General features: G+C 67.8%; 25 protein-coding genes. 17 read left to right on the plus strand and 8 right to left on the minus strand.

Features of this window, described 5'->3' with window-relative positions:
• Positions 1-354: 354 nt before the first annotated feature.
• The 5 genes from xylD to E1H18_RS17550 all read right to left on the minus strand — a co-directional run bounded on the left by xylD (position 355) and on the right by E1H18_RS17550 (position 6,474).
• A complete protein-coding gene (xylD, locus tag E1H18_RS17530) occupies positions 355-2,130 on the minus strand; it encodes a xylonate dehydratase XylD (RefSeq protein ID WP_172270824.1) in 1,776 nt (591 codons plus the stop codon).
• Positions 2,123-2,989 (minus strand): SMP-30/gluconolactonase/LRE family protein, encoded by an 867-nt coding sequence (locus E1H18_RS17535; protein WP_172270826.1) that lies wholly within the window; start codon positions 2,987-2,989, stop codon positions 2,123-2,125. The genes xylD and E1H18_RS17535 overlap by 8 nt, the downstream gene beginning before the upstream one ends.
• 124 nt (positions 2,990-3,113) lie before the next feature.
• The gene (gene xylB, locus E1H18_RS17540) at positions 3,114-3,860 is read right to left on the minus strand and encodes a D-xylose 1-dehydrogenase (protein ID WP_172270828.1); all 747 of its coding nucleotides are present in this window, start codon (positions 3,858-3,860) and stop codon (positions 3,114-3,116) included.
• Positions 3,861-3,865: 5 nt separating this feature from the next.
• Positions 3,866-5,302 (minus strand): aldehyde dehydrogenase family protein, encoded by a 1,437-nt coding sequence (locus E1H18_RS17545; protein ID WP_172270830.1) that lies wholly within the window; start codon positions 5,300-5,302, stop codon positions 3,866-3,868.
• Between the two features lie 17 nt (positions 5,303-5,319).
• The gene (locus E1H18_RS17550; RefSeq protein ID WP_172270832.1) at positions 5,320-6,474 is read right to left on the minus strand and encodes a fumarylacetoacetate hydrolase family protein; all 1,155 of its coding nucleotides are present in this window, start codon (positions 6,472-6,474) and stop codon (positions 5,320-5,322) included.
• 143 nt (positions 6,475-6,617) lie between these two features.
• On the opposite strand from E1H18_RS17550, the gene E1H18_RS17555 reads away from it, so the two are divergent.
• Positions 6,618-7,031, plus strand: coding sequence for an organic hydroperoxide resistance protein (locus E1H18_RS17555; RefSeq protein WP_172270834.1), 414 nt, complete (start codon positions 6,618-6,620; stop codon positions 7,029-7,031).
• Between the two features lie 146 nt (positions 7,032-7,177).
• Here E1H18_RS17555 and E1H18_RS17560 read toward each other — a convergent pair whose 3' ends face one another.
• Positions 7,178-7,831 (minus strand): glutathione S-transferase family protein, encoded by a 654-nt coding sequence (locus tag E1H18_RS17560; protein WP_172270836.1) that lies wholly within the window; start codon positions 7,829-7,831, stop codon positions 7,178-7,180.
• A 150-nt stretch (positions 7,832-7,981) separates the two neighbouring features.
• On the opposite strand from E1H18_RS17560, the gene E1H18_RS17565 reads away from it, so the two are divergent.
• The 7 genes from E1H18_RS17565 (at position 7,982) to ruvB (ending at position 13,791) form a co-directional block, all read left to right on the plus strand.
• Positions 7,982-8,737 carry a YebC/PmpR family DNA-binding transcriptional regulator gene (locus E1H18_RS17565; protein ID WP_172270838.1) on the plus strand — a complete coding sequence of 252 codons (756 nt, stop codon included), beginning with the start codon at positions 7,982-7,984 and terminating at the stop codon, positions 8,735-8,737.
• Positions 8,738-8,775: 38 nt separating this feature from the next.
• Positions 8,776-9,753: a phosphoribosylaminoimidazolesuccinocarboxamide synthase gene (locus E1H18_RS17570; RefSeq protein WP_172271225.1), complete on the plus strand. Its 978-nt coding sequence runs from the start codon at positions 8,776-8,778 to the stop codon at positions 9,751-9,753.
• Between the two features lie 39 nt (positions 9,754-9,792).
• The gene (locus E1H18_RS17575; RefSeq protein WP_172270840.1) at positions 9,793-10,488 is read left to right on the plus strand and encodes an MgtC/SapB family protein; all 696 of its coding nucleotides are present in this window, start codon (positions 9,793-9,795) and stop codon (positions 10,486-10,488) included.
• Positions 10,489-10,525: 37 nt separating this feature from the next.
• Positions 10,526-11,473 (plus strand): nucleoside hydrolase, encoded by a 948-nt coding sequence (locus E1H18_RS17580; RefSeq protein ID WP_172270842.1) that lies wholly within the window; start codon positions 10,526-10,528, stop codon positions 11,471-11,473.
• A 50-nt stretch (positions 11,474-11,523) separates the two neighbouring features.
• Complete coding sequence (ruvC, locus tag E1H18_RS17585) at positions 11,524-12,030, plus strand: crossover junction endodeoxyribonuclease RuvC (protein WP_172271226.1); 507 nt, start codon at positions 11,524-11,526, stop codon at positions 12,028-12,030.
• Complete coding sequence (gene ruvA, locus E1H18_RS17590) at positions 12,027-12,644, plus strand: Holliday junction branch migration protein RuvA (protein WP_172270844.1); 618 nt, start codon at positions 12,027-12,029, stop codon at positions 12,642-12,644. Before ruvC ends, ruvA begins: the two co-directional genes overlap by 4 nt.
• Positions 12,645-12,753: 109 nt before the next feature.
• Positions 12,754-13,791: a Holliday junction branch migration DNA helicase RuvB gene (ruvB, locus tag E1H18_RS17595; protein ID WP_172270846.1), complete on the plus strand. Its 1,038-nt coding sequence runs from the start codon at positions 12,754-12,756 to the stop codon at positions 13,789-13,791.
• On the opposite strand, the gene E1H18_RS17600 is transcribed toward ruvB, so the two are convergent.
• The gene (locus E1H18_RS17600) at positions 13,788-14,060 is read right to left on the minus strand and encodes a type II toxin-antitoxin system RelE/ParE family toxin (protein WP_172270848.1); all 273 of its coding nucleotides are present in this window, start codon (positions 14,058-14,060) and stop codon (positions 13,788-13,790) included. The genes ruvB and E1H18_RS17600 overlap by 4 nt on opposite strands.
• Positions 14,060-14,236: a CopG family transcriptional regulator gene (locus E1H18_RS17605; RefSeq protein WP_172270850.1), complete on the minus strand. Its 177-nt coding sequence runs from the start codon at positions 14,234-14,236 to the stop codon at positions 14,060-14,062. The genes E1H18_RS17600 and E1H18_RS17605 overlap by 1 nt, the downstream gene beginning before the upstream one ends.
• 103 nt (positions 14,237-14,339) lie before the next feature.
• Here E1H18_RS17605 and E1H18_RS17610 point away from each other — a divergent pair, with 103 nt between their 5' ends.
• The 9 genes from E1H18_RS17610 to ftsH all read left to right on the plus strand — a co-directional run bounded on the left by E1H18_RS17610 (position 14,340) and on the right by ftsH (position 23,244).
• The gene (locus E1H18_RS17610; protein ID WP_172270852.1) at positions 14,340-14,795 is read left to right on the plus strand and encodes a YbgC/FadM family acyl-CoA thioesterase; all 456 of its coding nucleotides are present in this window, start codon (positions 14,340-14,342) and stop codon (positions 14,793-14,795) included.
• 106 nt (positions 14,796-14,901) lie between these two features.
• Positions 14,902-15,600: a protein TolQ gene (gene tolQ, locus E1H18_RS17615; protein WP_172270854.1), complete on the plus strand. Its 699-nt coding sequence runs from the start codon at positions 14,902-14,904 to the stop codon at positions 15,598-15,600.
• Positions 15,601-15,604: 4 nt separating this feature from the next.
• Positions 15,605-16,126 carry a biopolymer transporter ExbD gene (locus tag E1H18_RS17620; protein ID WP_172270856.1) on the plus strand — a complete coding sequence of 174 codons (522 nt, stop codon included), beginning with the start codon at positions 15,605-15,607 and terminating at the stop codon, positions 16,124-16,126.
• A gap of 19 nt (positions 16,127-16,145) precedes the next feature.
• The gene (locus E1H18_RS17625) at positions 16,146-17,009 is read left to right on the plus strand and encodes an energy transducer TonB (RefSeq protein WP_172270858.1); all 864 of its coding nucleotides are present in this window, start codon (positions 16,146-16,148) and stop codon (positions 17,007-17,009) included.
• A gap of 29 nt (positions 17,010-17,038) precedes the next feature.
• The gene (gene tolB, locus E1H18_RS17630; protein WP_172271227.1) at positions 17,039-18,340 is read left to right on the plus strand and encodes a Tol-Pal system beta propeller repeat protein TolB; all 1,302 of its coding nucleotides are present in this window, start codon (positions 17,039-17,041) and stop codon (positions 18,338-18,340) included.
• Positions 18,341-18,585: 245 nt separating this feature from the next.
• Positions 18,586-19,152, plus strand: a complete 567-nt coding sequence (gene pal, locus E1H18_RS17635) for a peptidoglycan-associated lipoprotein Pal (protein WP_172270860.1) — start codon at positions 18,586-18,588, stop codon at positions 19,150-19,152.
• Positions 19,153-19,227: 75 nt separating this feature from the next.
• Positions 19,228-20,073: a tol-pal system protein YbgF gene (gene ybgF / locus E1H18_RS17640; RefSeq protein WP_172270862.1), complete on the plus strand. Its 846-nt coding sequence runs from the start codon at positions 19,228-19,230 to the stop codon at positions 20,071-20,073.
• Positions 20,064-21,287, plus strand: coding sequence for a tRNA lysidine(34) synthetase TilS (gene tilS / locus E1H18_RS17645; RefSeq protein WP_172270872.1), 1,224 nt, complete (start codon positions 20,064-20,066; stop codon positions 21,285-21,287). The genes ybgF and tilS overlap by 10 nt, the downstream gene beginning before the upstream one ends.
• Before the next feature lie 76 nt (positions 21,288-21,363).
• Positions 21,364-23,244 (plus strand): ATP-dependent zinc metalloprotease FtsH, encoded by a 1,881-nt coding sequence (gene ftsH / locus E1H18_RS17650; RefSeq protein ID WP_172270874.1) that lies wholly within the window; start codon positions 21,364-21,366, stop codon positions 23,242-23,244.
• Positions 23,245-23,316: the final 72 nt, after the last annotated feature.

Consider the following 23,316-nt stretch of genomic DNA (forward strand, 5'->3'; position numbering starts at 1 on the left):
AATTACCTTCGGGGCGCTCTTTGTACTACCTATTTTGAGTTCTCCCTAAGGGGGAATTTTACAATTGACTGCAGGTTTGTTAACGATTGCTTAGGATATTCATGACGGGTTTCAGCGTTTACTATAAGTAGCAATCTTGGGTTGAATTAAGGCTCAATCTTGCGCTGTTTCTTAACAGCAAGTGCTGGTCAAGCTTTCCGCCTGAGGCCTTTTCTAGTGACAGGGTTGTGATCGCGCGTCGTCACGGAGCAGCGCTCAGGCCGGTTCTGCAGGTCCAAAACGAAAACGCCGCGGCAGGCCCATCGGCCGCCGCGGCGTCTTTCTTCGATCTCCCGCAGAGGGAGATAAGCCGTGTCAGTGGTTGTGTCGCGGCAGCTTGGCGGCCAGGTCCTGGTATTTCACGGCGAACTCCAGCACGCCGCCCGTTTCCAGCTGGCCGGTATGAGCGCGGTAGATCTCCTGCCACGGCGTCATGGTCTCGGGGACGGCGGGAATGCCTTCCTGCTTGCGCTGGGCGATCGTCGCCTCGTCCACCAGGGCGTCGCAGCGGCCGGTGTTGATGTCGATGCGGATGACGTCGCCGGTGCGCAGCCACGACAGGCCGCCGCCGACGGCGCTTTCCGGCGAGGCGTTGAGGATCGAGGGGCTGTCGGCGGTGCCCGACTGACGGCCGTCGCCCAGCGTCGGCAGGGACATGATCCCCTTCTTCAGCAGGTGATCCGGCGGCTGCATGTTGACGACCTCGGCCGAGCCCGGCCAGCCGATCGGACCGGCGCCGCGGATCACCAGGATGCAGCTCTCGTCGATGTTCAGCGCCGGGTCGTTGATCCGGTGGTGGTAGTCGTCCGAGCCGTCGAACACGATGGCCCGGGCCTCGAACACGCCTTCCTGGCCCGGCTGCGACAGGTAACGCTCGCGGAAGTCGGCGCCGATGACGCTGGCCTTCATGATCGCGAAGTCGAACAGGTTGCCCTTCAGCACCAGGAAGCCGGCCTTTTCAGTCAGCGGCTGGTCGTAGGGGAAGATCACCTCGCGGTCGGACGTCTCGCGGCCTTCCAGGTTCTCGGCCATGGTCTTGCCGGTGACGGTCAGCACGTCGCCATGCAGGCGGCCCTGCTGCAGCAGTTCCCACAGCACGGCGGGCGCGCCGCCGGCCCGGTGGAAGCGCTCGCCCAGATACTTGCCGGCCGGCTGCATGTTGACGATCAGCGGGATGTCATAGGCCGCGCGCCAGTCGTCGGCGGTGACTTCGAGGCCGGCGTGACGGGCCATGGCCGCGATGTGCGGCTGGGCGTTGGTCGAGCCGCCCGCCGCCGCCACCAGGGCGATGGCGTTCTCGAAGGCCTTCTTCGTGAGAATGTCCTTGGGCTTGATGTCCTCATAGGCCAGGTCGACGATCCGCTGGCCCGTGCGATAGGCCATCTGGCCGCGCTCGCGATAGGGGGCGGGGATCGCCGCGCAGCCGGTCAGCGACAGGCCCAGGGCTTCGGCGACGGCGTTCATGGTCGAGGCCGTGCCCATGGTGTTGCAGTGGCCGGCCGAGGGGGCGGAAGACGCCGCGCGCTCGATGAACTCGGCCTCGTCGATCTCGCCGGCCGCCAGCTTGCGGCGCGAGCGCCAGATCACGGTGCCCGAGCCGACCAGCTCGCCGTCGTGCCAGCCGTCCAGCATCGGGCCGCCCGACAGCACCATGGCCGGGATGTTGACCGTGGTGGCGGCCATGATGCCGGCCGGGGTGGTCTTGTCGCAGCCGGTGGTCAGAATCACGGCGTCGATCGGATAGCCGTGCAGGGTCTCGACGAGACCCAGATAGGAGAGGTTCCGGTCCAGCGCCGCCGTCGGGCGACGGCAGTTCTCGAAGATCGGGTGGACCGGAAACTCCATGGGGATGCCCCCGGCGTCGCGGATCCCGTCCCGCACCCGCGACACCAGATCCAGGTGGATGCGGTTGCAGGGCGAGATGTCGCTGCCGGTCTGGGCGATGCCGATGATCGGCTTGCCGCTGCGCAGCTCCTCCGGCGTGATCCCGTAGTTCATGAAGCGCTCCAGATAGAGCGCGGTCATGTCGATATGGTCGGGATTATCGAACCAATCGCGGGACCGGAACCGGCGGGGCGTGCGATCAGGCAAGGCGGACCTCGTATTGGGGCTGGCCGGCGACGTGGACCGGAACGGCGAACAGACCGCCGGCCAGCGGATACTGGGCCAGGGTTTCGTCGCTCAGGCCCTTGCGGGCGGTGGTGATGTAAAGGGTCTTGAGGTCAGGGCCGCCGAAGGCGACCTTGGTGACGTTGGGGGCCGGCAGTTCGACGCGGTGCACGACCTCGCCGGCGGGCGAGATGCGGATGACCGCGCCGCCACCCCACAGGGCCGTCCACAGATGGCCTTCGCTGTCGACCACCGAGCCGTCCGGATAGACGTCGTCGATCGACAGCCGCACGAAGACACGCTTGTTCGACAGCATGCCCGTCAGCGACAGGTCATAGGCCCAGATGGTCTTTTCCAGGGTGTCGGTGTGGTAGAAGGTCTTGCCGTCCGGCGAGATGCATGGGCCGTTGGTGATGCAGACGCCCTTGTCCATCCGCGCCAGGCCTTCGGCGTCCATGCGGTAGAGCGAGCCGGTCTTTTCGGTCTCGCCATCGTGCATGGTGCCGAACCACAGGCGGCCGTGGAAGTCGACGGTGGCGTCGTTGGTGCGGTTGTCCAGCGCCGGGTCCTCGACCTGGGTCAGCAGCTGCAGCCCCAGGGCGGGATGGAAGCGGTAGAGACCCGACTTCAGACCGACCAGCAGGTGGGGGGTATTGGCGATGGGCGCCAGGAAGGTCGCCGGCTCGGGAACGTTGAACACGTGCGCGTCACCGCGGGTCGGCTCGTAGCGGTGGATCTTGTGGCCCTTGATGTCCACGAACCACAGGGCGCGGTCATGCCAGATGGGGCCTTCGCCTAGCGTGGCCTTCAGATCCCAGACGCAGGTGACTTGAGCGGTCATATCATTGTTCCTCTGTCATCCCGGCCGTAGCGTAGCGGAGAGCCGGGACCTCCGGATGCTCAGCGCTGGCCGTGGTCCCGGCTCGGCGCGCTTCGCGCTTGGCCGGGATGACAGTTTTCAGGTCCTAACGCCAGCCGGCGTCGATCCAGTATTCGTGGCCGGTGCAGAGCGCAGCGTCGTCCGAGGCCAGGAACAGCACCAGCGAGGCGACGTTCTCTGGCAGGATGCGGCCCTTCAGGCATTGCGCCTTGACGATCTCGGCCTCGCCTTCCGGCGTGTACCACTTCTCCTGGCGCTTGGTCTTGACGTTGCCGGGCACCACGCAGGTGACGCGGATGTCGTTGGGTCCCAGCTCGCGGGCCAGCGCCCGGGTCATGCCCTCGATGCCGGCCTTGGCGGTTTCGTAGAGGACCAGGTCTTCCAGACCCAGGTGCCAGCTGATCGAACCGAAGTTGATCACCGCCCCGCCGCCGCGCGCCTTCATGCCCGGCGCGACGGCCTGGGTGCAGAACAGCATGTGGCGCAGATTGACGTTGATCCGCTCGTCCCAATAGGCCGGGGTCACGTCGCCCAAGCTGTGGCGGTCGTCGTTGCCGGCGTTGTTGACCAGCACGTCGACGTCGCCGATGGCCGCGAACACGGCCTTGACCTCGTCCAGATTGGTCAGGTCGCAGCGCTTGTAGACCGGCGGGATAGCCGAACCGGCCAGCTCGGCTTCCAGGGCCTTGGCGTCTTCATCGGCGATGTCGAGGAAGATCACTTCGGCGCCCTGGCGGGCGAAGCCGGTGGTCAGGCCCGCGCCGATGCCGCTGCCGCCGCCGGTGACGACGACGCGCTTGCCCTGCAGGCTGGGATAGATGGCTGACGTCATTCGGCTCACGACCACGAGTACGAGGTTTTGGTCTGGGTAAAGAACTCGACCGCCGCGAAGCCTTGCTCACGCGCGCCGTACGAGCTGCTCTTCGTGCCGCCGAACGGGACATGGTAGTCGACGCCGGCCGTGGCCAGGTTGACCATGGTCATGCCGGCCTTGGCGTGGCGCTGGAAGTGGCGCGCATATTTCAGCGAGCTGGTGGCGATGCCGGCCGACAGGCCGAACTCGACGCCGTTGGCGATCTCCAGGGCCTCTTCGTAGGACCCGACGCGGATGGTCGAGGCGACAGGGCCAAAGACCTCCTCGTTGTTGATCCGCATGCCGGCTTGGGTGTCGGCGATCAGGGTCGGCTGCACGTACCAGCCCGGATTTTCCAGCTTCAAACGATCGCCGCCGGTGACCAAGCGGCCGCCTTCGCCCTTGGCGATGTCGATATATTTGTAGCTCGTCTCCATCTGGTCTTCGGAGACGGCCGGGCCGATCTGGGTGTTCGGATCCAGCGCATCGCCGACGCGCAGGGCAGCGACCTTCTCGGCCAGCAGGGCGACGAACTTGTCGTGGATGCCGTCCTGGACGATCAGGCGCGAGCTGGCGGTGCAGCGCTGGCCGGTGGCGAAGAACGAGCCGTCCAGGGCGATGGCGACGGCGCGGTCCAGATCGGCGTCGTCCAGGATGATCAGCGGGTTCTTGCCGCCCATCTCCAGCTGCACGCGGGCCTGGCGGGCCACGGCGGCGGCGGCGACCTGCGCGCCCACGCCCTGCGAGCCGGTGAACGAGACGCCGTCGACGTCCTTGTGCTTGATCAGGGCGTCGCCCATCGAGCCGCGGCCGAACAGCATGTTGAACACGCCGGCCGGAGCGCCGCTTTCCTGGAAGATGTCAGCCAGGACGTTGGCGGTGGCGGGCGTCGGGCCGGCCGGCTTGATCACCACGGTGTTGCCGAAGGCCAGCGCGGGCGCGGCCTTCCAGGCCGGGATGGCGATCGGGAAGTTCCAGGGGGTGACCAGGGCGAAGACGCCAACCGCTTGGCGATAGGTTTGGACCTCAACGCCCGGACGGGTCGATTCAAGGTTCTGGCCGTGACGGCGCAGCGCCTCACCGGCGAAGTACTTGAAGATGCGGCCGGCGCGGACGGTCTCGCCGATGCCCTCGGCGACGGTCTTGCCTTCCTCACGGGCCAGCAGGCGGCCGATGTCGGCGCTGCGGGCGATGATGGTCGAGCCGACCTTGTCCAGCAGGTCCGAGCGGACTTCCGGCGAGGCTTCCGACCACGAGGGGAAGGCTTGCTTGGCCGCGTCGACGGCGGCGTCGACCTCGGCCTGGCCGCCCATCGGCACCTTGGCGACGACGTCGTTGGTGTTGGACGGGTTCAGGCTCTCGGCCGGGGCGTCGGCGGCGACGCGTTCGCCGCCGATATAGTGGCGCAGGGTGTCGGTCATGTGCCGAGTTCCTTGAATTAGAGGAGGCCGCGGCCGGCCAGGTTGCGGATCAGGGCCGTCAGACCGAAGGTCCACGGCTTGGCCTGGTCGCAGGTGGTGACTTCGTTCTCGAGCACGCCCAGCTTGGGGGTCGAGACGCGGACGCGGTCGCCGACCTTGTGGGTGAAGCCCTGGCCGGGGGTGTCGCGGTCCTGGATCGGCGCGAACATGGTGCCCAGGAACAGCACGAAGCCATCCGGATACTGGTGCTGCTTGCCATAGGCCTGGCCGGCCAGCACGGCGGGATCGCGGCTGATCAGGCTCATGTTCGACTTGCCGTCGAGCACGAAGTTGTCGCGGCCGGTGATCTTCAGCTCGACCTCGGCCGAGCGCACGTCGTCCAGCGCGAACGTGGCGTCGAACAGGCGGAAGAACGGACCGATCGAGGCCGAGGCGTTGTTGTCCTTGGCCTTGCTGAGCAGCAGGGCCGAGCGGCCCTCGAAGTCGCGCAGGTTGACGTCGTTGCCCAGCGAGGCGCCGCGGATCCGGCCTTCGCCGTCGCACAGCAGCACGACTTCCGGCTCGGGGTTGTTCCAGTGGCTGTCGCTGCGAACGCCGACCTGATCACCCCAGCCCATCGATGACAGCGTCGGGCCCTTGGTGAAGATCTCGGCGTCGGGGCCGATGGCGACTTCCAGGTACTGCGACCAGAGGCCGTCCTTGATCAGGGTCTGCTTCAGGCGCTCGGCGCCCTCCGAGCCCGGGTTCACGCTGCGCAGGTCCCCGCCCATGCTCTCGGACAGCTGCTCGCGGATCTTCAGGGCGGCGGCGGCGTCGCCGCGCGCGCGCTCCTCGATCACCCGCTCCAGGGTCGAGACGGCGAAGGTGACGCCGGCGGCCTTCAGCACCTGCAGGTCGACAGGGGCGAGGAGCTTAACGGGCGCCGCGCCATCGCGATCTTCCCAGACCGGGCGAATGTCGAGGTCTTCGAGCGGACCCTTGTCTTCGCCGCGCGGGATCGCAGCGTCAGGACCGAAGGCGTTCATCAGGTCGGCGAGGGTGGGGGCGATCTTCGACAGATCCTCGACGCGGCCGCCGCGCACGATCACCGGCGTCGGACCTTCGCCGAAGTCGATGCGGCCCAGCAGGGTCGCGGTTTTCCAGTCTTCCGGAAGGAATTCGCTCACGCCCACGGCGTCGTCTCCCCGATTGTGTTCGTTGTTCGCGAACTTGGTAGCGCTAACATGTGGCGGCGGCAAGCGGCTTGTCACGCCGCCGCTTGCGGCTGTCACGCGCTCGGTTTCAGATGGCCGTCCAGTCCAATGGAGAACGCCCCATGACCGACGCCCTCTACACCGCCAAGGCCCACGCTGTCGGCGGCCGCCAAGGCACCGCCAAGACCGACGACGGCCATCTCGACGTTACCTTGGGCTATCCCAAGTCGCTGGGCGGCGACGGCAGCGGCACCAATCCCGAGCAGCTGTTCGCGGCCGGCTACGGCGCCTGCTTCCTGGGCGCACTGGGCCTGGTGGCCCGCAATACGGGCGTCAAGCTGGGCGAGCACAGCCTGGATAGCGAGGTCGATTTGATCAAGGACGAGACCAGCTTCCACATCGCGGTGCGCCTGAAGCTGAACGCCCCGGACCTGGACCGCGACGCGGCCCTGAAGCTGCTGCACGCCGCCCACGAGGTCTGCCCCTACTCGAAGGCGACCCGCGGCAATGTGGATGTGACGCTGGACGTGGCTTAGAGCCTCCCTATCCGTTTCCCCGGCGAAAGCCGGGGCCCAGATGGAAGAGCGCTGGGGTTGGCTCTACGAATTCCGAGTCCTTCCCATCCGCCCCAGCGCCTCGAGATCTGGGTCCCGGCTTTTGCCGGGAAGATCGGGTTTGGGATCTATTGAGCCGGGAAGAACTTGAAGTACGGCTCGGCCTCGGTCAGCACGCGCTGCACCGATGGCCGCGCCTTCAGGCGTTCGAGATAGGCCAGGCAGCGCGGCCAGCGGTCCTCGAGAGCCTGAACCTTGTCTGCATAGTAGAGCGCCGGCATCGCCGCGCAGTCGGCCAGGCCGAAGTCGCCGCACATCCAGATCCGGCCGTCGGCCAGCACGCCCTCCAGATGATCGCAGGCCTGGGCCAGTTGGTCGTAGGACGCCTGCACACCGAATGGATCCTTGTTGGCGTCCGCGGGCCGGATGCGGTCGGCGATGATCCGCTGCATCGGGTGGTGCAGGTAATGGTCGAAGAACCGGTCCCAGAACCGCATCCGCCAGGCGAAGTCCGGATTGGTCGGCACGAAGCGCACGCGGCCCAGGTAGTGAGCGTCCAGATAGTCGAGGATGACGCTGGTCTCGTTCACTGTCTCGTCGCGGGCGTCGTCGCGCAGGGCCGGCATCTTGCCCATCGGCGACAGCGCCAGAAACGCCGCGCGCCCGACCGGATCGCCCAGATTGACCATCGCGTTCTCGAACGGGGTTTCGTTCTCATAGAGGCCGATCAGCACCTTCCAGCAGAACGAGGACAGCGGGTGGGCGTGCAGCGTCAGGCGCATGGCGGTCCCTAATGCTTAAGCAGTTGCCTAACCATATCCATCCCGCGCTGATGCGCAAGCCGCGCAGCGGGCCCTTGGGGGTGACAAAACCCGTTCCCGGACGCTAGAAGCGCCACACTCCATTTTTCAGATCAGAGACAGAGCCCCCGAATGGCCGGTCACTCGAAATTCAAGAACATCATGCACCGCAAGGGCCGCGCCGACGCCGCGCGCTCCAAGCTGTTCTCCAAGCTGTCGCGGGAAATCACCGTGGCCGCCAAGGCCGGCCTGCCCGACCCGAACATGAATCCGCGCCTGCGCCTGGCCGTGAACAACGCCAAGGCTGAAAGTCTGCCCAAGGACGTCATCGACCGCGCGATCAAGAAGTCGCAGATGGGCGATGCGGCCGACTACTCGGAAATCCGCTACGAAGGCGTCGCCGCCGGCGGCGTCGGCATCATCGTCGAGGTGCTGACCGACAACAAAAACCGCGCCGCCGCCAATGTCCGCTCGTACTTCACCAAGGTGGCGGGCAACATGGGCGCCACCGGTTCGGTGACCTTCAACTTCGACCGCGTCGGCCAGATCACCTATCCGGCCAAGGTCGCGTCGGAAGACGACATGATGGAAGCCGCCATCGAGGCCGGCGCCGACGACGTCACCTCGGACATGGAAGAAGAGGGCGAAGGTCACACCATCTACACCGCCTTCGACGGCCTCAACGAGGTGGCCGCGGCTCTGGAAGCCAAGTTCGGCGCGGCGTCGAACACCAAGGTCGCCTGGCGTCCGAAGATGCAGGTTCCGGTCACCGGCGACTCGGTGGCCACCCTGATGAAGCTGCTCGACCTGCTGGACGACGACGACGACGTCCAGGCCGTCTATTCGAACGAAGACATCAGCGACGAAGACCTGGCCAAGCTGGGTTGATCATTCCCAGGGGAGGCCGATCGGTCTCCCCTTTCTACATTGAAGGTCGAGGACTTCCGTTGAGCCTTTCGAACGCCCTGGCCGAGGTCGATCTGCCCGGCCTGCCCAACCACTATCGCGGCAAGGTGCGGGACAATTACGACCTGCCGGACGGCCGCCGGGTGATCGTCGCCTCCGACCGCCTCAGCGCCTTCGATCGCAACCTGTGCGCGGTGCCCTACAAGGGGCAGGTGCTGACGGAAACGGCGCGGTTCTGGTTTGACGCCACGGCCGACATCTGCCCCAACCACGTCGTGGCCTATCCCGACCCCAACGTGCTGATCGGCCAGCGGCTGGAGATGCTGCCGGTCGAGCTGGTGGTGCGCGGCTATCTGGCCGGGACCACCTCGACCTCGATCCTGACGCTGTACAACAAGGGCGAGCGCCAGATGTACGGCGTCACGCTGCCCGACGGCCTGCGCGCCAACCAGCGCCTGCCGCAACCGATCCTGACCCCCACCAGCAAGGCCGCCGACGGCGACCACGACGCGCCGCTGTCGCCCGGGGAGATCCTGGAGCAGGGCCTGCTGACGGCCGCCCAGTGGGAGCAGCTCAGCGCTTACGCCCTGGCTCTGTTCGCGCGCGGGCAAAAGCTCGCGGCCCAGCGTGGCCTGATCCTGGCCGACACCAAGTACGAGTTCGGCCTCGACGCCGACGGCCGTATCGTCCTGGCTGACGAGATCCACACCCCCGACAGCAGCCGCTTCTGGAAGGCCGCGACCTATGACGCCCGCTTCGAAGCCGGCGAGCGTCCGGACAGCTTCGACAAGGACGTCGTCCGCGCCTGGGTCGCCCAGCGCTGCGACCCCTATAACGACCCGGTCCCGGAGATCCCCGAAGCGATCATCCAGTCGACCTCGGACGTCTATGTCGAAGCGTTCGAGACCATCACCGGCCAGGCCTTCCAGCGTCCGGACACGGACGAGTCGGTGCTGGCCCGGGTGAAGCGGAACCTGGACGCCTATCTGGCCGGCTAAGGCCGGGATCGCTCCAGCTTCCCGTCCGTTACAGCCGGCATGGACTGGCTGCTGGATCCTCGGGACTACCTGCCTATCGTCGGCGCGATGATCGCCGGCGGAGCGATCGGGGTCGAACGCGAATACCGCAGCCGGCCGGCGGGTCTGCGCACCCACGTCCTGGTGGCCCTGGCCTCGTGTCTGCTGATGCTGGCCGCCGTCCATCAGGTGCGGTGGATGAGCGACACGCCGATGGACGTGGTGCGGATCGACCCGGTGCGGATGGCGCACGGCGTGCTGACCGGGGTCGGCTTCCTGTGCGGCGGGGTGATCTTCCAGCAAGGCTTTTCGGTGCACGGCCTGACCACGGCCGCCTCCCTGTGGATAACGTCTGCGATCGGCACGCTGTTCGGCGTCGGGCTCTACGGCCTGGCGACCCTGGGCACGGTGCTGGCCCTGGTCATGCTCAGCGCCGCCCGGTTCCTGGACCATCGGCTGCCGCAAAAGAACTTCGTCCATATCCGCGTGCGCTCGCGCCGCGAGGCGAGCCTGGGTGAGGCCGACCTGCGCGCCCTGCTGCTGGGTTTCGAGCTGAAGGGCGCGCGGTTGGATCACAAGCTGGTCGAGGGCGGCGCGGCCTTCGAACTGTCGGGCATGTTCTCGGGCAAGGATGCGCTGCCGTTGTCGGCGGTGGCCGACCGGCTGCGCGAGGACGCGAGGATCGTCGAGTTCGACATTCTTCCCCGTAAGGACTGATCTTCTCGCCGTCACACGGCAGGGCTAGACTGCGACCATGGTCCTGCGGGTTCACATCGACACCGATTGCGGCGTGGACGACGCCCTGGCGCTGGCCCTGATGGCCCGCGCGCGGCAGGCCGTCGAGGTGGTCTCGGTCTCGGCCGTGTTCGGCAACACCTATGTCGATCAGGCCGCCGCCAATGCGCGAGGGGTGCTGCGCCTCGCCGGCTGCGGGGCCGAGGTCTATATCGGCGCCGGCTCGGGCCTGGCCAAGCGCCGGGTCGAGCGCATGCGGCCGGCCCACGGCGTCGACGGCCTGAACGGTTCGGGCTTTTCGCAACGCTGGAAGCTGCCCGAGCTGGACCGCGGCCACTCGGCCAACTTCCTGGCCTTCGCCGCGCGTCGCAAGATCGCCGGCCTGTTCCTGGGTCCGCTGACCAACCTGGCCAAGAGCCTGCTGGAGGATCCCGCCGCCTTCCGCGACTGGCGTCCGACGATCATGGCGGGCGCCTTTGCCGTCGAGGGCAAGGCCAAGGGGGGCGCCGACTTCAACAGCTGGAGCGACCCCGAGGCCCTGCAGCGCACGCTGGAAGCCGGGATCATGCCGCGTCTGATGCCGCTGGACGTCAGCCATCAGGTCGAGATCACCGCCGAGGACCTTTCCAAGGGCGCGCTCTGTTGCGGCTCGCCCCTGTCCGCGCGGCTGACCAAGGCCGCCGGCGGCTACATCGCCTTCCACCGCCAGGTCTGGGGCGGGCAGGGCTGCCGGCCGCACGACGCCGTGGCCGCCGCCAGCCTGGTCGCGCCGGAGCTCTTCACCTTCGAACCCGCCCGCCTGCGCGTGGTCATCGACGGCGAGCGCCTGGGTCGCATCGAACGCATCGACGGCGCGCCGAACGCCGAGGTCTGCACACGCGTCGATGTCGACGCCGTCAAGCGCCTGATCCTGTCAGGCCTGTTCGGGATGCGCGCCGTCGAGGCCTGCGAGACCGTCCCGGCTTAACCCATCGTTAAGGAAGACGGGGCTTTTCCTCGGGGGCGGAACCGAGGATGGTGCGAGAACACATGATGAACGCGATTCGCATCCTGGGTCTTGATCCCGGCCTCCGTCGCACCGGCTGGGGCGTCGTCTCCGTGCTGGGCTCTCGGGTCACGTACGTGGCGCACGGCGTCATCGCGCCCGACGAAAAGGCCGCCTTTTCCGACCGCCTGCTGACCCTGTTCGAAGGCGTCTGCGCGGTGATCGAGCAATATGCGCCGGACGAGGCGGCGGTCGAGGAGACCTTCGTCAACACCAACGCTCAGTCGACCCTGAAGCTGGGCCACGCCCGCGCCGCGGCGATGATCGCGCCGGCCCGCGCTGGGCTGCTGGTGGCCGAATATTCCAACGCCATGGTCAAGAAGGCGGTGGTCGGGACCGGCGGCGCCGACAAGGCCCAGATCGCCTTCATGATCGCTCGCATCCTGCCGACCGCCGGCTCGCCCACGGCCGACGCCGCCGACGCCCTGGCGGTGGCCATCGCCCACGCCCACGCCCGCACCGCCCGGAGGGTCGCATGATCGGCAGACTACGCGGCGCCGTCGCCGAGGTCGGCGAGGAAGAGGCCCTGATCGACGTCATGGGCGTCGGCTATGTCGTCCGCTGCGGCCAGCGCACCCTCCAGCGCCTGCCGGCCCTGGGCGAGGAGACGCTGCTGCATATCGAGAGCCAGTGGAGCGAGAGCGCGGGCCTGCGCCTCTACGGTTTCGGGACCCGCGAGGACCGCCGCGCCTTCGTGCTGCTGCAGGCGATCCAGGGCGTCGGCCCCAAGGCGGCCATGGCGGTGCTGGACGTGCTGTCGCCGGCCGAGCTGGCCTCGGCGGTGGCCCGCGAGGACAAGGCCGCCGTCGGCCGCGCCAATGGCGTTGGGCCCAAGTTGGCTCTGCGCATCGTCACCGAGCTGAAGGACAAGCCGATCACCGACGGGCCGGTGCTGATGACCGCGCCGACCTCGTCCGCCCCGACCGCGCCCGCCAAACCCGCCCCCACCGGCGACGCCGTCGCCGCCCTGATGGGCCTGGGCGTCGCCGAGGTGAACGCCCGCCGCGTCGTCGAGGCCGCCGCCATCCAGCTGGGGGACGAGGCCACCGTCCAGGCTCTGATCAAGGCTGGCCTGCAGGAGCTCGGGCGGTGATGCGGCTCCCCCCACCTGACCTGCTGCGCAGGTCGTCCGCCCCCAAAGGCGGGCGGATGGATACCGTCTTCCCCCTCCGGGGGAGGCGCGCGAAGCGCGGAGGGGGCAAGTGACCCGCATCATCTCCGGCGATCAGCAGCACGGCGACCAGGTCCCGGCGACCGACCGCGCCCTGCGGCCCCAGACCCTGGCCGAGTTCGTCGGTCAGGAGCAGGCCAAGGGCAACCTTCGCATCTTCATCGAGGCCGCCAAGGGCCGGGGCGAGTCCCTGGACCACGTGCTGCTGTTCGGCCCGCCGGGCCTGGGCAAGACCACCCTGGCCCAGATCGTCGCCCGCGAACTGGGGGTGAACTTTCGCGCCACCTCCGGCCCGGTGCTGAATAAGCCCGGCGACCTGGCGGCGATCCTGACCAATCTCGAGCCGAACGACGTCCTGTTCATCGACGAGATCCACCGCCTGTCCTCGAACGTCGAGGAGATCCTCTATCCGGCCATGGAGGACCATGTGCTGGACCTGGTGATCGGCGAGGGGCCCTCGGCGCGCTCGATCCGCATCGACCTGGCGCCCTTCACCCTGGTGGCGGCCACGACGCGGGCGGGGATGCTGGCGACGCCGTTGCGCGACCGCTTCGGCATTCCGATCCGGCTGGAGTTCTACACTCACGCCGAGCTGCAACATGTCCTGCTGCACGCCGCCCGCAAGATGGGCGCGCCGCTGTCGGACGACGGCGCCGCCGAGATCGCCGCCCGCGCTCGGGGCACGCCGCGTGTCGCCGGCCGCCTGCTGCGCCGGGTCCGCGACTTCGCCACCGCCGACGGCGCGACTGTGATCGACCGCAAGGCCGCCGGCATGGCCCTAGCCCGCCTGGAAGTCGACGAGGTCGGCCTCGACAGCCTGGACCGCCGCTACCTGCGCGCCCTGATCGAGCACTATGGCGGCGGCCCCGCCGGCGTCGAAACCATCGCCTACGCCATCGCCGAGGCCCGCGACGCCGTCGAGGACGTCATCGAGCCCTACCTGATGCAGCAGGGCTTCATCCAGCGCACCCCGCGCGGCCGCGTCGCCTGCGGCAAGGCCTATCTGCACTTGGGGCTGACCCCGCCTGCAGTCCCGCAAGGGCAGGGCGGTTTGTTCGACGCGGGTTAGCCGTCCGCTCTTGCGCCGTGGCGGATGCGCAGAATGATCACGGCATCGTCCTGGATCCGATAGCGGATCAGATACGGATGAATGATCGCCAGCTCACGTAGGCCGCGGGACGTCTCGCGACCGCGCTCTGGATGCTCCGCGAGGCTATTGGCCGCCATCTGAAGCCGTTTCGCCAATCGAAAGGCGGCCGGTGCGTTGAATGCCGAGACGTAGCTCAGAATGCCTCGGAGGTTACTCCGGGCCTCGGCCGTCCAGACGACCTGCCGCATTACTCGCCGATTTCAGGCGGTGGCTGCGGATTACCTTCGGCCCACGAAGACAGCCAGCGGCTCATAGCTTCGTGGCTGATCACGCGACCGGCCGCGACGTCAGCCTCGGCCCGCGCATCGGCGGCGGCTTCAGCAGCCTCGTCGATCTCGTCGAAGATGGCGGGTTCGATCTTCATGGTGGGAGGTTAGCACAAAAGAAGAACGTGTCCAGTGTGGCGCGCATGGGTTGAGCTCGCCTTTGGGGCTGACGTCCGCGATCCCAGCCGCTAAACCCAACCCATGACGACCCCGCCCGACCCTACCGCCGGCGTCTTCGACGGCCGCGAGCATCAGCTGCCCGTGCGGATTTATTACGAGGACACCGACTTCTCGGGGATCGTCTATCACGCCAACTATCTGCGCTACATGGAGCGCGGGCGCAGCGACTTCTTCCGGATGGTCGGGATCTCGCACACCGAGCTGGCGACCCAAGACACCGCGTTCGCGATCATCCGGCTGGAGCTGGACTTCAAGCGCTCGGCGCGGATCGACGACGCCTTGGTGGTGCGCACGACCTATGACCGGGTGAAGGGACCGCGGCTTTACGTGACCCAGAGGATCACCCGTGGCGACGACGTCATCCTGGAGGCCAAGGGCGAGGCGGTGTGCATCAGCCTGTCGGGACGGCCGCGCCGACCGACCGCCCAGATGCTGGCCCAGTTGGCCCCGTGGCTGTCCGAAACGCCCGAAGGCTAGATTTTTCGGATCCCTCTAAGTTTGTCATAGTTTCACCCAAGCGCTGCTTCATGCCATACGGCGCTTATCTGTTTTGTTCAGACGCCCCAACGGAGCCCAAACCCGCATGGACGCCTCGGCCCCCGCCGCCAATTTCTCGTTCTTCGCCCTTTTCATGCAGGCCGACTGGGTCGTCAAAGGGGTCATGATCGGCCTCATTCTGGCGTCTTTGGGCTCGTGGGCCGTGATCCTGGACAAGCTGTTCCGCTTCCAGACCCTGAACCGAGCCGCCGACCGCTTCGAGGAGCAGGTGTCGGGCGGGCGTTCGCTGGAGGACGTCGCGGGCGAGGCCGGCGCCAATCCGCGCCACGCCCTGCCGCGCATGCTGCAGGCGGCGCTGAAGGAATGGCGGGACGCCAAGGCCAAGGGCTCCATGAGCGAGAACCAGGCCGGCTTCCTGATCGCCCGCATCGACCGCATCCTGGATGCGCAGATCGCCCGCGAGAACGCCAAGGTCGAGGAAGGTCTGGGCAGCCTGGCCATCGTCGCCACCGCCAGCCCGTTCATCGGCCTGTTCGGCACGGTCTGGGGCATCATGCACGCCTTCCAGAGCATCGCCCTGTCGAAGAACACCTCGCTGGCCGTCGTGGCCCCGTCGATCGCCGAGGCCCTGTTCGCCACGGCCGTGGGCCTGATCGCCGCCATCCCGGCCTATATCGCCTACAACAAGTTCTCGACCGACGCGGGCAAGTACGCCGGCCGCCTGGAAGGCTTCGCCGACGACCTGTCGACCGCGATCCAGCGCCGCCTGGCCGAGCGGGGCTGATCCCATGGCGATGTCCTCCAACGACGCCTTCGCCACGGGCGGTGGTCGTCGCGGTCGCCGTCGCGGCCGCCGCGGCAAGGGCGCCCTGTCCGAGATCAACGTCACCCCGCTGGTCGACGTCATGCTGGTGCTGCTGATCATCTTCATGATCAGCGCGCCGCTGCTGACCGCTGGCGTGCCGCTGGAGCTGCCCAAGACCGAGGCCGCGGCCCTGCAGAACCAGGAAGAGCCGATCACGGTGTCGATCAACCGCGAGGGCAAGATCTTCGTCGGCGAGACCGAGATCCCGTTCGAGAACCTGGCTCCGCGCATCAGCGCCATCGCCGGCGACGGCTACGACAAGCCGCTGTTCGTGCGCGCCGACGGCGGCGCGACCTATTCGGTCGTGGCCCAGGTCATGGCTGGCCTGTCGAACGCCGGCTTCAACAAGATCAACCTGATCACCGAGACGGGCGGTCCGTCGTCGGGAGCCGCGCCGCGCGACGCCCAGCCGGAAGGTGCGGGCGACCTGCGGCCGGTGCAGTAGGCCCAGCTCTATGGCATTCATGAGCAGCGTTGACCGCGAAAAGAAGGTCTCGCCGGCCCTGATCGGCTCGGTCGCCTTGCACGGCGCTGTCGCTGCGCTGGCGATCTTTGGCCTGCCGTGGAAGTCTTCCAAGCCGATCACGATTGGCGAGTCCGTGCCGGTGACCATCGTCACCAACGGCCCGACCAACGTGCGTCCGGCCGAGCAGGCGCCCGAGGAACAGACGGCCCAGACCCCGGACCCGACGCCGGAGGCTGCGCCGCAGCCGCCGGCTCCGACGCCTGCGCCGACTCCCACGCCCGCGCCGCCGCCCAAGCCTGCGCCGACCCCGGCCAAGCCGACGCCGCCGACGCCCACCCCGCCGCCGAAACCCGCGCCGACTCCCAAGCCGACACCGGCCAAGCCGCAGCCCAAGCCGACCCCGACCAAGAAGAACGACAACGACTTCTTCGCCTCGCTGGAAGCCTCGATCGCCAAGACCCAGAAGGCGACGGGCAAGCCGACGGCCAACGCTCCCAAAGGCCCGGCCCGCGCGGAGACCTCGGTCTCGGCCCGTCCGGCGCTGGGCGCGGCCACCGGCCTGTCGGCCTCGGCGCTGGGCCGTTTGCAGGGCGAGGTCCAGGACCGCTGGAACCCCAATTGCGAGGTCGAGGGCGGCGCCAACGTCAATGTCCGCGTTGTGTTCGTGATCGGCCCCGGCGGCCGCGTCGTGGGCCAGCCGGAGTCGCCGGGCACCAGTTCGCCCGACCCCGTCGTCAAGACCGCGTCCGACCGCGCCATCCGCGCCTTGTTCGCCGCCTCGCCGTTCGCGTATCTGCCATCCGACCTGTACGGTCAGAAAATCGCCCTGAACTTCAACGCGAAACAGGCCTGTTCGCGTTGATGCTTGGAATGACGAAGAAGGAAGTCCCGATGCGCTTGAAGGCTCTTGTGCTGATGGCCGCCGTCCTGCTGGGCGGCGCGGCTTTCGTGACCCCGGCCGCCGCGCAGATCGAGGTCGACATCAACGCCGGCGCCGTCAAGCCGCTGCCGATCGCCGTGCCGGCCTTCTCGGGCGGCGGCACGCGCGGCGCCGACATCGCGACCGTGATCACCGGCAATCTCGAGCGCTCGGGCCTGTTCCAACCCCTGAACGTCACCGGCGTCGCCGACAAGCTGTCGGACGTCAACGTCCAGCCGCGCTTCCCCGACTGGCAGGCGACCGGCGCCCAGGCGCTGATCAACGGCCAGGTCACGGTCGGCGCGGACGGCGGCCTGCGCGTCGATTTCCGCCTGTGGGACGTGTTCAGCCAGCAGCAGCTCCTGGGCCTGCAGTTCTCCTCGACGCCCGACAACTGGCGCCGAGTGGCTCACAAGATCAGCGACGCCGTCTATGAGCGCCTGACCGGCGAGAAGGGCTATTTCGACACCCGCGTGGCTTTCGTCGCCGAGAGCGGCCCCAAGCTGAACCGCATCAAGCGCCTGGCGATCATGGACCAGGACGGCGCCAACCCGCAGTACCTGACCGACGGCTCGTACATCGTGATGACGCCGCGCTTCTCCTCGACCAGCCAGGAACTGACCTACATGGCCCTGCGGCCGACGGGGTCGTCGATCTACCTGCTGAACCTGGAAACCAGCCGCCAGGAAACGGTCGGAAAGTTCCCTGGCATGGTGTTTGCCCCGCGCTTCTCGCCGGACGGCGGCAAGGTGGCCTTCTCGGTCGAGAAGGGCGGCAACAGCGACATCTACGTGATGGACCTGCGCAGCCGGAACTCGACCCGCATCACCACCGACCCGGCCATCGACACCTCGCCGTCGTTCTCGCCGGACGGGACCAAGATCGCCTTCAACTCCGACCGCGGCGGCCAAGCCCAGATCTATGTGATGAACACCGACGGTTCCGGCGTGCGCCGCATCTCGTACGGCGGCGGCCGCTACACCACCCCGGTCTGGAGCCCGCGCGGCGATTTCGTCGCCTTCACCAAACAGACCGGCGGCCAGTTCCACATCGGCGTCATGCGCCCGGACGGCAGCGACGAGCGCCTGCTGACCACCAGCTATCTGGACGAAGGTCCCACCTGGGCCCCCAACGGCCGGGTGCTGATGTTCTTCCGCGAGGGTTCGGCCGGCAATCCGCGCCTTTGGACGGTGGACATCACCGGCCGCATCCTGCGCCCGGCGGCCTATACCGGTTCGGGCTCGGACCCGGCCTGGTCGCCGTTGCTGGACTAAGACTTGAGCAAGGTCGGGCGAAATCTACGAACTTTCGCCCGACTTTCTCCAATGAGCCACAATCGTGGCAACCTGAGCCTTGTGCGGGCGTTGAAGCGTGGCCCGGCGTTGCTTGCCAGTTTCGCGTCGGAAGTGAATCCGCATCGACTGACAGCTATCTGACATCATTGTGAGATATCGTCAGACATTTAGAGGGTCCATTCCAAGCGCACCGCAGGTATGGATCAGGTCCAGATTTTGTAGACTTGAGGAGATCCTGGATGAGCTTCGACACCCAGCGCGCCGTTAGACTGGCGCTCGTCGGTATTGCCGCCGCCTCGCTGGCTGCCTGCGCTTCGCGTCCGAAGCCCCAGCCGGTCGCCCCGACGCCCGAGCCGGCTCCGGCCGCGCCGAGCACCCCCTACACCCCGCCGCCGGCCCCGCCGGTGTCGAGCGGCGTTCTGCCCGGTTCGGTGCAAGACTTCGTCGTCAATGTCGGCGATCGCGTCTATTTCGACACCGACGAATATTCGGTCCGCGCCGACGCCCAGCCGGTCCTGGCCGGTCAGGCCCAGTGGCTGAACCGCTATCCGGGCGTGCGCGTCCGCATCGAAGGCAACGCCGACGAACGCGGCACCCGCGAATACAACCTGGCCCTGGGCGCTCGCCGCGCCAACGCCATCCGCGACTTCCTGATCGGTCAAGGCGTCTCGGCCTCGCGCATCGAGACGATCTCGTTCGGCAAGGAACGTCCGATGGATCCGGGCACCAACGACGAAGCCTGGGCCAAGAACCGTAACGGCCGCACGGCCATCACGGACGGCGCTCGCTAAGATCGCCTAGAACGGGGCGGCTTCTTTCGAGAAGCCGCCCTAGTTTTGTCTGCCTCCTACCGATAGATCACGGTCATGACGCTGAAATCCGCCCTGCTCGCCGTCCTGTTCGCCTCGACCGCCGCCGTCGCCGTGGCCCAAACGCCGCTGCCGCCGGCCGATCCGCTGGACGACCGCTCGGCCAAGCGCGTCGAGCGCATGGAGAAGGTGGTCCGCGAACTGCGTTCGATCGTCTTCCAGGGCCGCGACACCGGTAAGCCGGTGGTCGTACAACCAGCCGAGACCGACGCCCAGATCATGTCGCTGAACCAGCGCCTGTCCGACCTGGAGCAGACCCTGACCCGCCTGAACGGTCAGAACGAGACGGCCAATTTCGAGCTGACCAAGGCCAACCGCGCCGCCGCCGACCAGAAAGCTCGCGCCGACGCGCTGGAGCAGCGCCTGGTCGCGCTGGAGAACGCCTTCAACGATCTTAAGACCCAGGCCGCCGCTGCCCCGGCTGCCGGCGCCTATCCGCCGCCGCCCGCGCCGCCGGCCGATCCGGCCGCAGCCTTCAAGCAGGCCAAGGACCTGCTGCTGGGCGGCGACTACGGCAATGCCGAGCAGGCCTTCTCGACCTATGTGACCAACTATCCCGACAACGCCCGCACGCCGGAAGCCCGCTACTGGCTGGGCGAGACCCTGTTCGTGCGCGAGGCCTATACCGACGCCGCTGGCGCCTATATCGGCGCGATCCGCGGCTGGCCGCAGACGACCTGGGCGCCCGATGCGACCCTGAAGCTGGCCCGCTCGATGGTGGCCCTGAAGAAGACCGCCGACGCCTGTCGCACCCTGGACGAGCTGACCAAGCGCTATCCGAAGGCCCCGGCCAACGTCACCTCGCGCGCGGCCTCGACCCGCACCGCGGCCAAGTGCGGCTAGACACTGTTCGAGCCGCCTTCGACCGGCGGCTCGATCCAGCCCGCGCCGCGCCGTTGGCCGTCGGATTCTCCGGCGGCGGAGATTCGCTTTTCCTGCTGAAGGCCGTGCTGGACTGGGCGCGGCCGCTTGGCCGGCCGGTGCTGGCGCTGGTCGTCGATCACGGGCTGCAGGCCGATAGCGCCCGGTGGACCGCCGACGCCGTCGCCAAGGCGCGGGCCCTGGGCGCGCAAGCGCGAGCCTTGACCTGGATCGGAGCCAAGCCGACCTCAGGCGTTCCCGCCGCGGCCCGCCGCGCTCGCCATGCTTTATTGGCCAGCGCTGCGCGCGCTGCCGGCGCGGAGGTCCTGCTGCTGGGCCACACCGCCAGCGACCTGGCCGAGGGCGCGGCCATGCGCTCGGAGGGCTCGACGGTCTCAGACCCTCGCGAGTGGGCGCCGTCGCCGGTGTGGCCGGAGGGGCGGGAGGTGTTTCTTCTGCGACCTTTGCTGGCGCTGGGGCGCGAAGAGATCCGCTCGGCCCTCGAGGCCGACGGTGAGATCTGGCTGGACGATCCCGCCAATGACGACCTGCGCTACGCCCGGGCGCGGGCCAGGGCCGCCGGCGTCGACGAGGTCGAGGCCCAGGAGTCTTTGCGCCGCGCGCCGCCGGCTTTTGTGATCGACACGGCCGGGGCGATCCGTCTGCCGCGCGACGTCGCCGCCAGCCACCTGGCCGCGGCCCTGCTGTGCGCCGCCGGAACCCAACGGCCGCCGCGCGGCGAGCGGTTGCAGCGCCTGGTCCAGCGGATCCGGACGGGAGAGACCTTCGCCGCCACCCTGGCCGGGGCGCGGGTCGAGGCCGGAGAAGACGTGCTGGTCTGTCGCGACGCCGGCGAGACGGCGCGCGGCGGCCTGGCGCCCTTGGCGCTGCGGCCTGGCGAGACCGGCGTCTGGGACGGTCGCTGGGAGGTCACCGCCGGAACGCGGCCGCTGACCATCAATGCCTTGAAGGGAAGCGCTTCGGTCCTGTCGCCCAGCCAGCGCGCAGGCCTGCTCGCCTTCCCGGCGCCGGCCCGTCCGGCCTTGCCCTTGCTGAGTCTCGCGGGAACCGAACCGTGGTGTCCCGCGCTTGACGGCCCGGAGTTTGCAGTCGATGGGGGAGGGCGCGCGCGCCTGCTCGTTCTGGGTCGCTTCGAGGCCGCGATCGGCCTTCATGACCAAGAATCCGTGACCTGATGTCACGTGGATGGCGCAAGCGCCCTCGACCCCTTATCTTATCGGGTCGAGACTATTCGTTGGGAAGACGAGGCGTATGAACTTCAGGAACCTGGCCATCTGGCTGGTGATCATCGCGGTGCTGGGCGGCGTGTTCGTCGTCAGCCAGAACCAGCGCACCCGCAACACCGGCGAAGTCAGCTATTCGCAGCTGCTCAAGGACGTTGACGCGGGCAAGATCAAGTCTGCCGAGATCGCGGGCCAGCAGGTCACCGCCACGACGGCCGACAACAAGAAGCTCGTCGTCAACGCGCCGATGAACTCCGAGGAACTGGTCAACCGCATGGTGGCCAAGAACGCCGACGTGAAGTTCAAGAGCGGCTCGATCAGCCCCTGGGCGATCCTGATCCAGCTGCTGCCGATCCTGCTGGTCGTGGGCGTGTGGCTGTTCTTCATGCGCCAGATGCAAGGCGGCGCCAAAGGCGCCATGGGCTTTGGCAAGTCCAAGGCTCGCCTGCTGACCGAGAACAAGAACCGCATCACCTTCGAGGACGTCGCCGGCGTCGACGAGGCCAAGGAAGAGCTGCAGGAGGTCGTCGACTTCCTGAAGGATCCGGCCAAGTTCCAGCGCCTGGGCGGCAAGATCCCCAAGGGCGCTCTGCTGGTCGGCCCTCCGGGTACGGGTAAAACACTGATCGCCCGCGCCGTCGCGGGTGAGGCGGGCGTGCCGTTCTTCACCATCTCCGGTTCGGACTTCGTCGAGATGTTCGTCGGCGTCGGCGCCAGCCGCGTGCGCGACATGTTCGAGCAGGCCAAGAAGAACGCGCCCTGCATCATCTTCATCGACGAAATCGACGCCGTCGGTCGCCACCGCGGCGCCGGCCTGGGCGGCGGCAACGACGAGCGCGAGCAGACGCTGAACCAGCTGCTGGTCGAGATGGACGGCTTCGAAGCCAACGAAGGCATCATCCTGATCGCCGCCACCAACCGTCCCGACGTGCTGGACCCCGCGCTGCTGCGTCCGGGCCGCTTCGACCGTCAGGTCGTGGTGCCCAATCCCGACGTCGCCGGCCGCGAGAAGATCATCCGCGTCCACATGAAGAACGTGCCGCTGGCCGCCGACGTCGACGTCAAGACGCTGGCGCGCGGCACCCCGGGCTTCTCGGGCGCCGACCTGGCCAACCTGGTCAACGAAGCCGCCCTGCTGGCCGCCCGCAAGAACCGCCGCATGGTCACCATGCACGACTTCGAGTCGGCCAAGGACAAGGTCATGATGGGCGCCGAGCGCCGCTCGATGGCCATGAGCGACGCCGAGAAGAAGCTGACCGCCTATCACGAGGGTGGTCACGCCCTGGTGGCCCTGCGCGTCCCCGTCGCCGATCCGGTCCACAAGGCCACGATCGTGCCGCGCGGCCGCGCCCTGGGCATGGTCATGCAGCTGCCCGAGGGCGACCGCTACTCGATGAGCTACGACATGATGACCTCGCGCCTGGCCATCATGATGGCCGGTCGCGTCGCCGAGGAGCTGATCTTCGGCAAGGAGAAGATCACCTCGGGCGCGTCCAGCGACATCAGCGCCGCCACCAGCCTGGCCCGCAACATGGTCACCCGCTGGGGCTTCTCGGACGAGCTGGGCACGGTGGCCTATGGCGACAACCAGGACGAGGTGTTCCTGGGCCACTCGGTCGCCCGCACCCAGAACGTCTCGCCAGAGACCATGATCAAGATCGACAGCGAAGTCCGTCGCCTGGTCAAGGGCGGCGAGGACGAGGCTCGCCGTATCCTGTCCACCGAACTGGACCACCTGCACTCGGTCGCCAAGGCGCTGCTGGAATATGAAACCCTGTCGGGCGACGAGATCCTGGGCGTGCTGAAGGGCGAACTGCCCACGCGCGAAGAGGAAGAGAACAAGGAGACGGTCGTCGCGCCATCCCTGGTTCCGCTCTCGCCAGGCGCGGGCGCCAGCGTCACGGCCTGAACAGGCTGAGATCGAAACGGAAAGGCCGGCTCGAAAGAGCCGGCCTTTTTCGTTGGGGGGAGGGCGCTCTGT

It is taken from the genome of Caulobacter sp. RHG1, from assembly GCF_013181195.1.
In the GTDB taxonomy this organism is placed as follows: domain Bacteria; phylum Pseudomonadota; class Alphaproteobacteria; order Caulobacterales; family Caulobacteraceae; genus Caulobacter.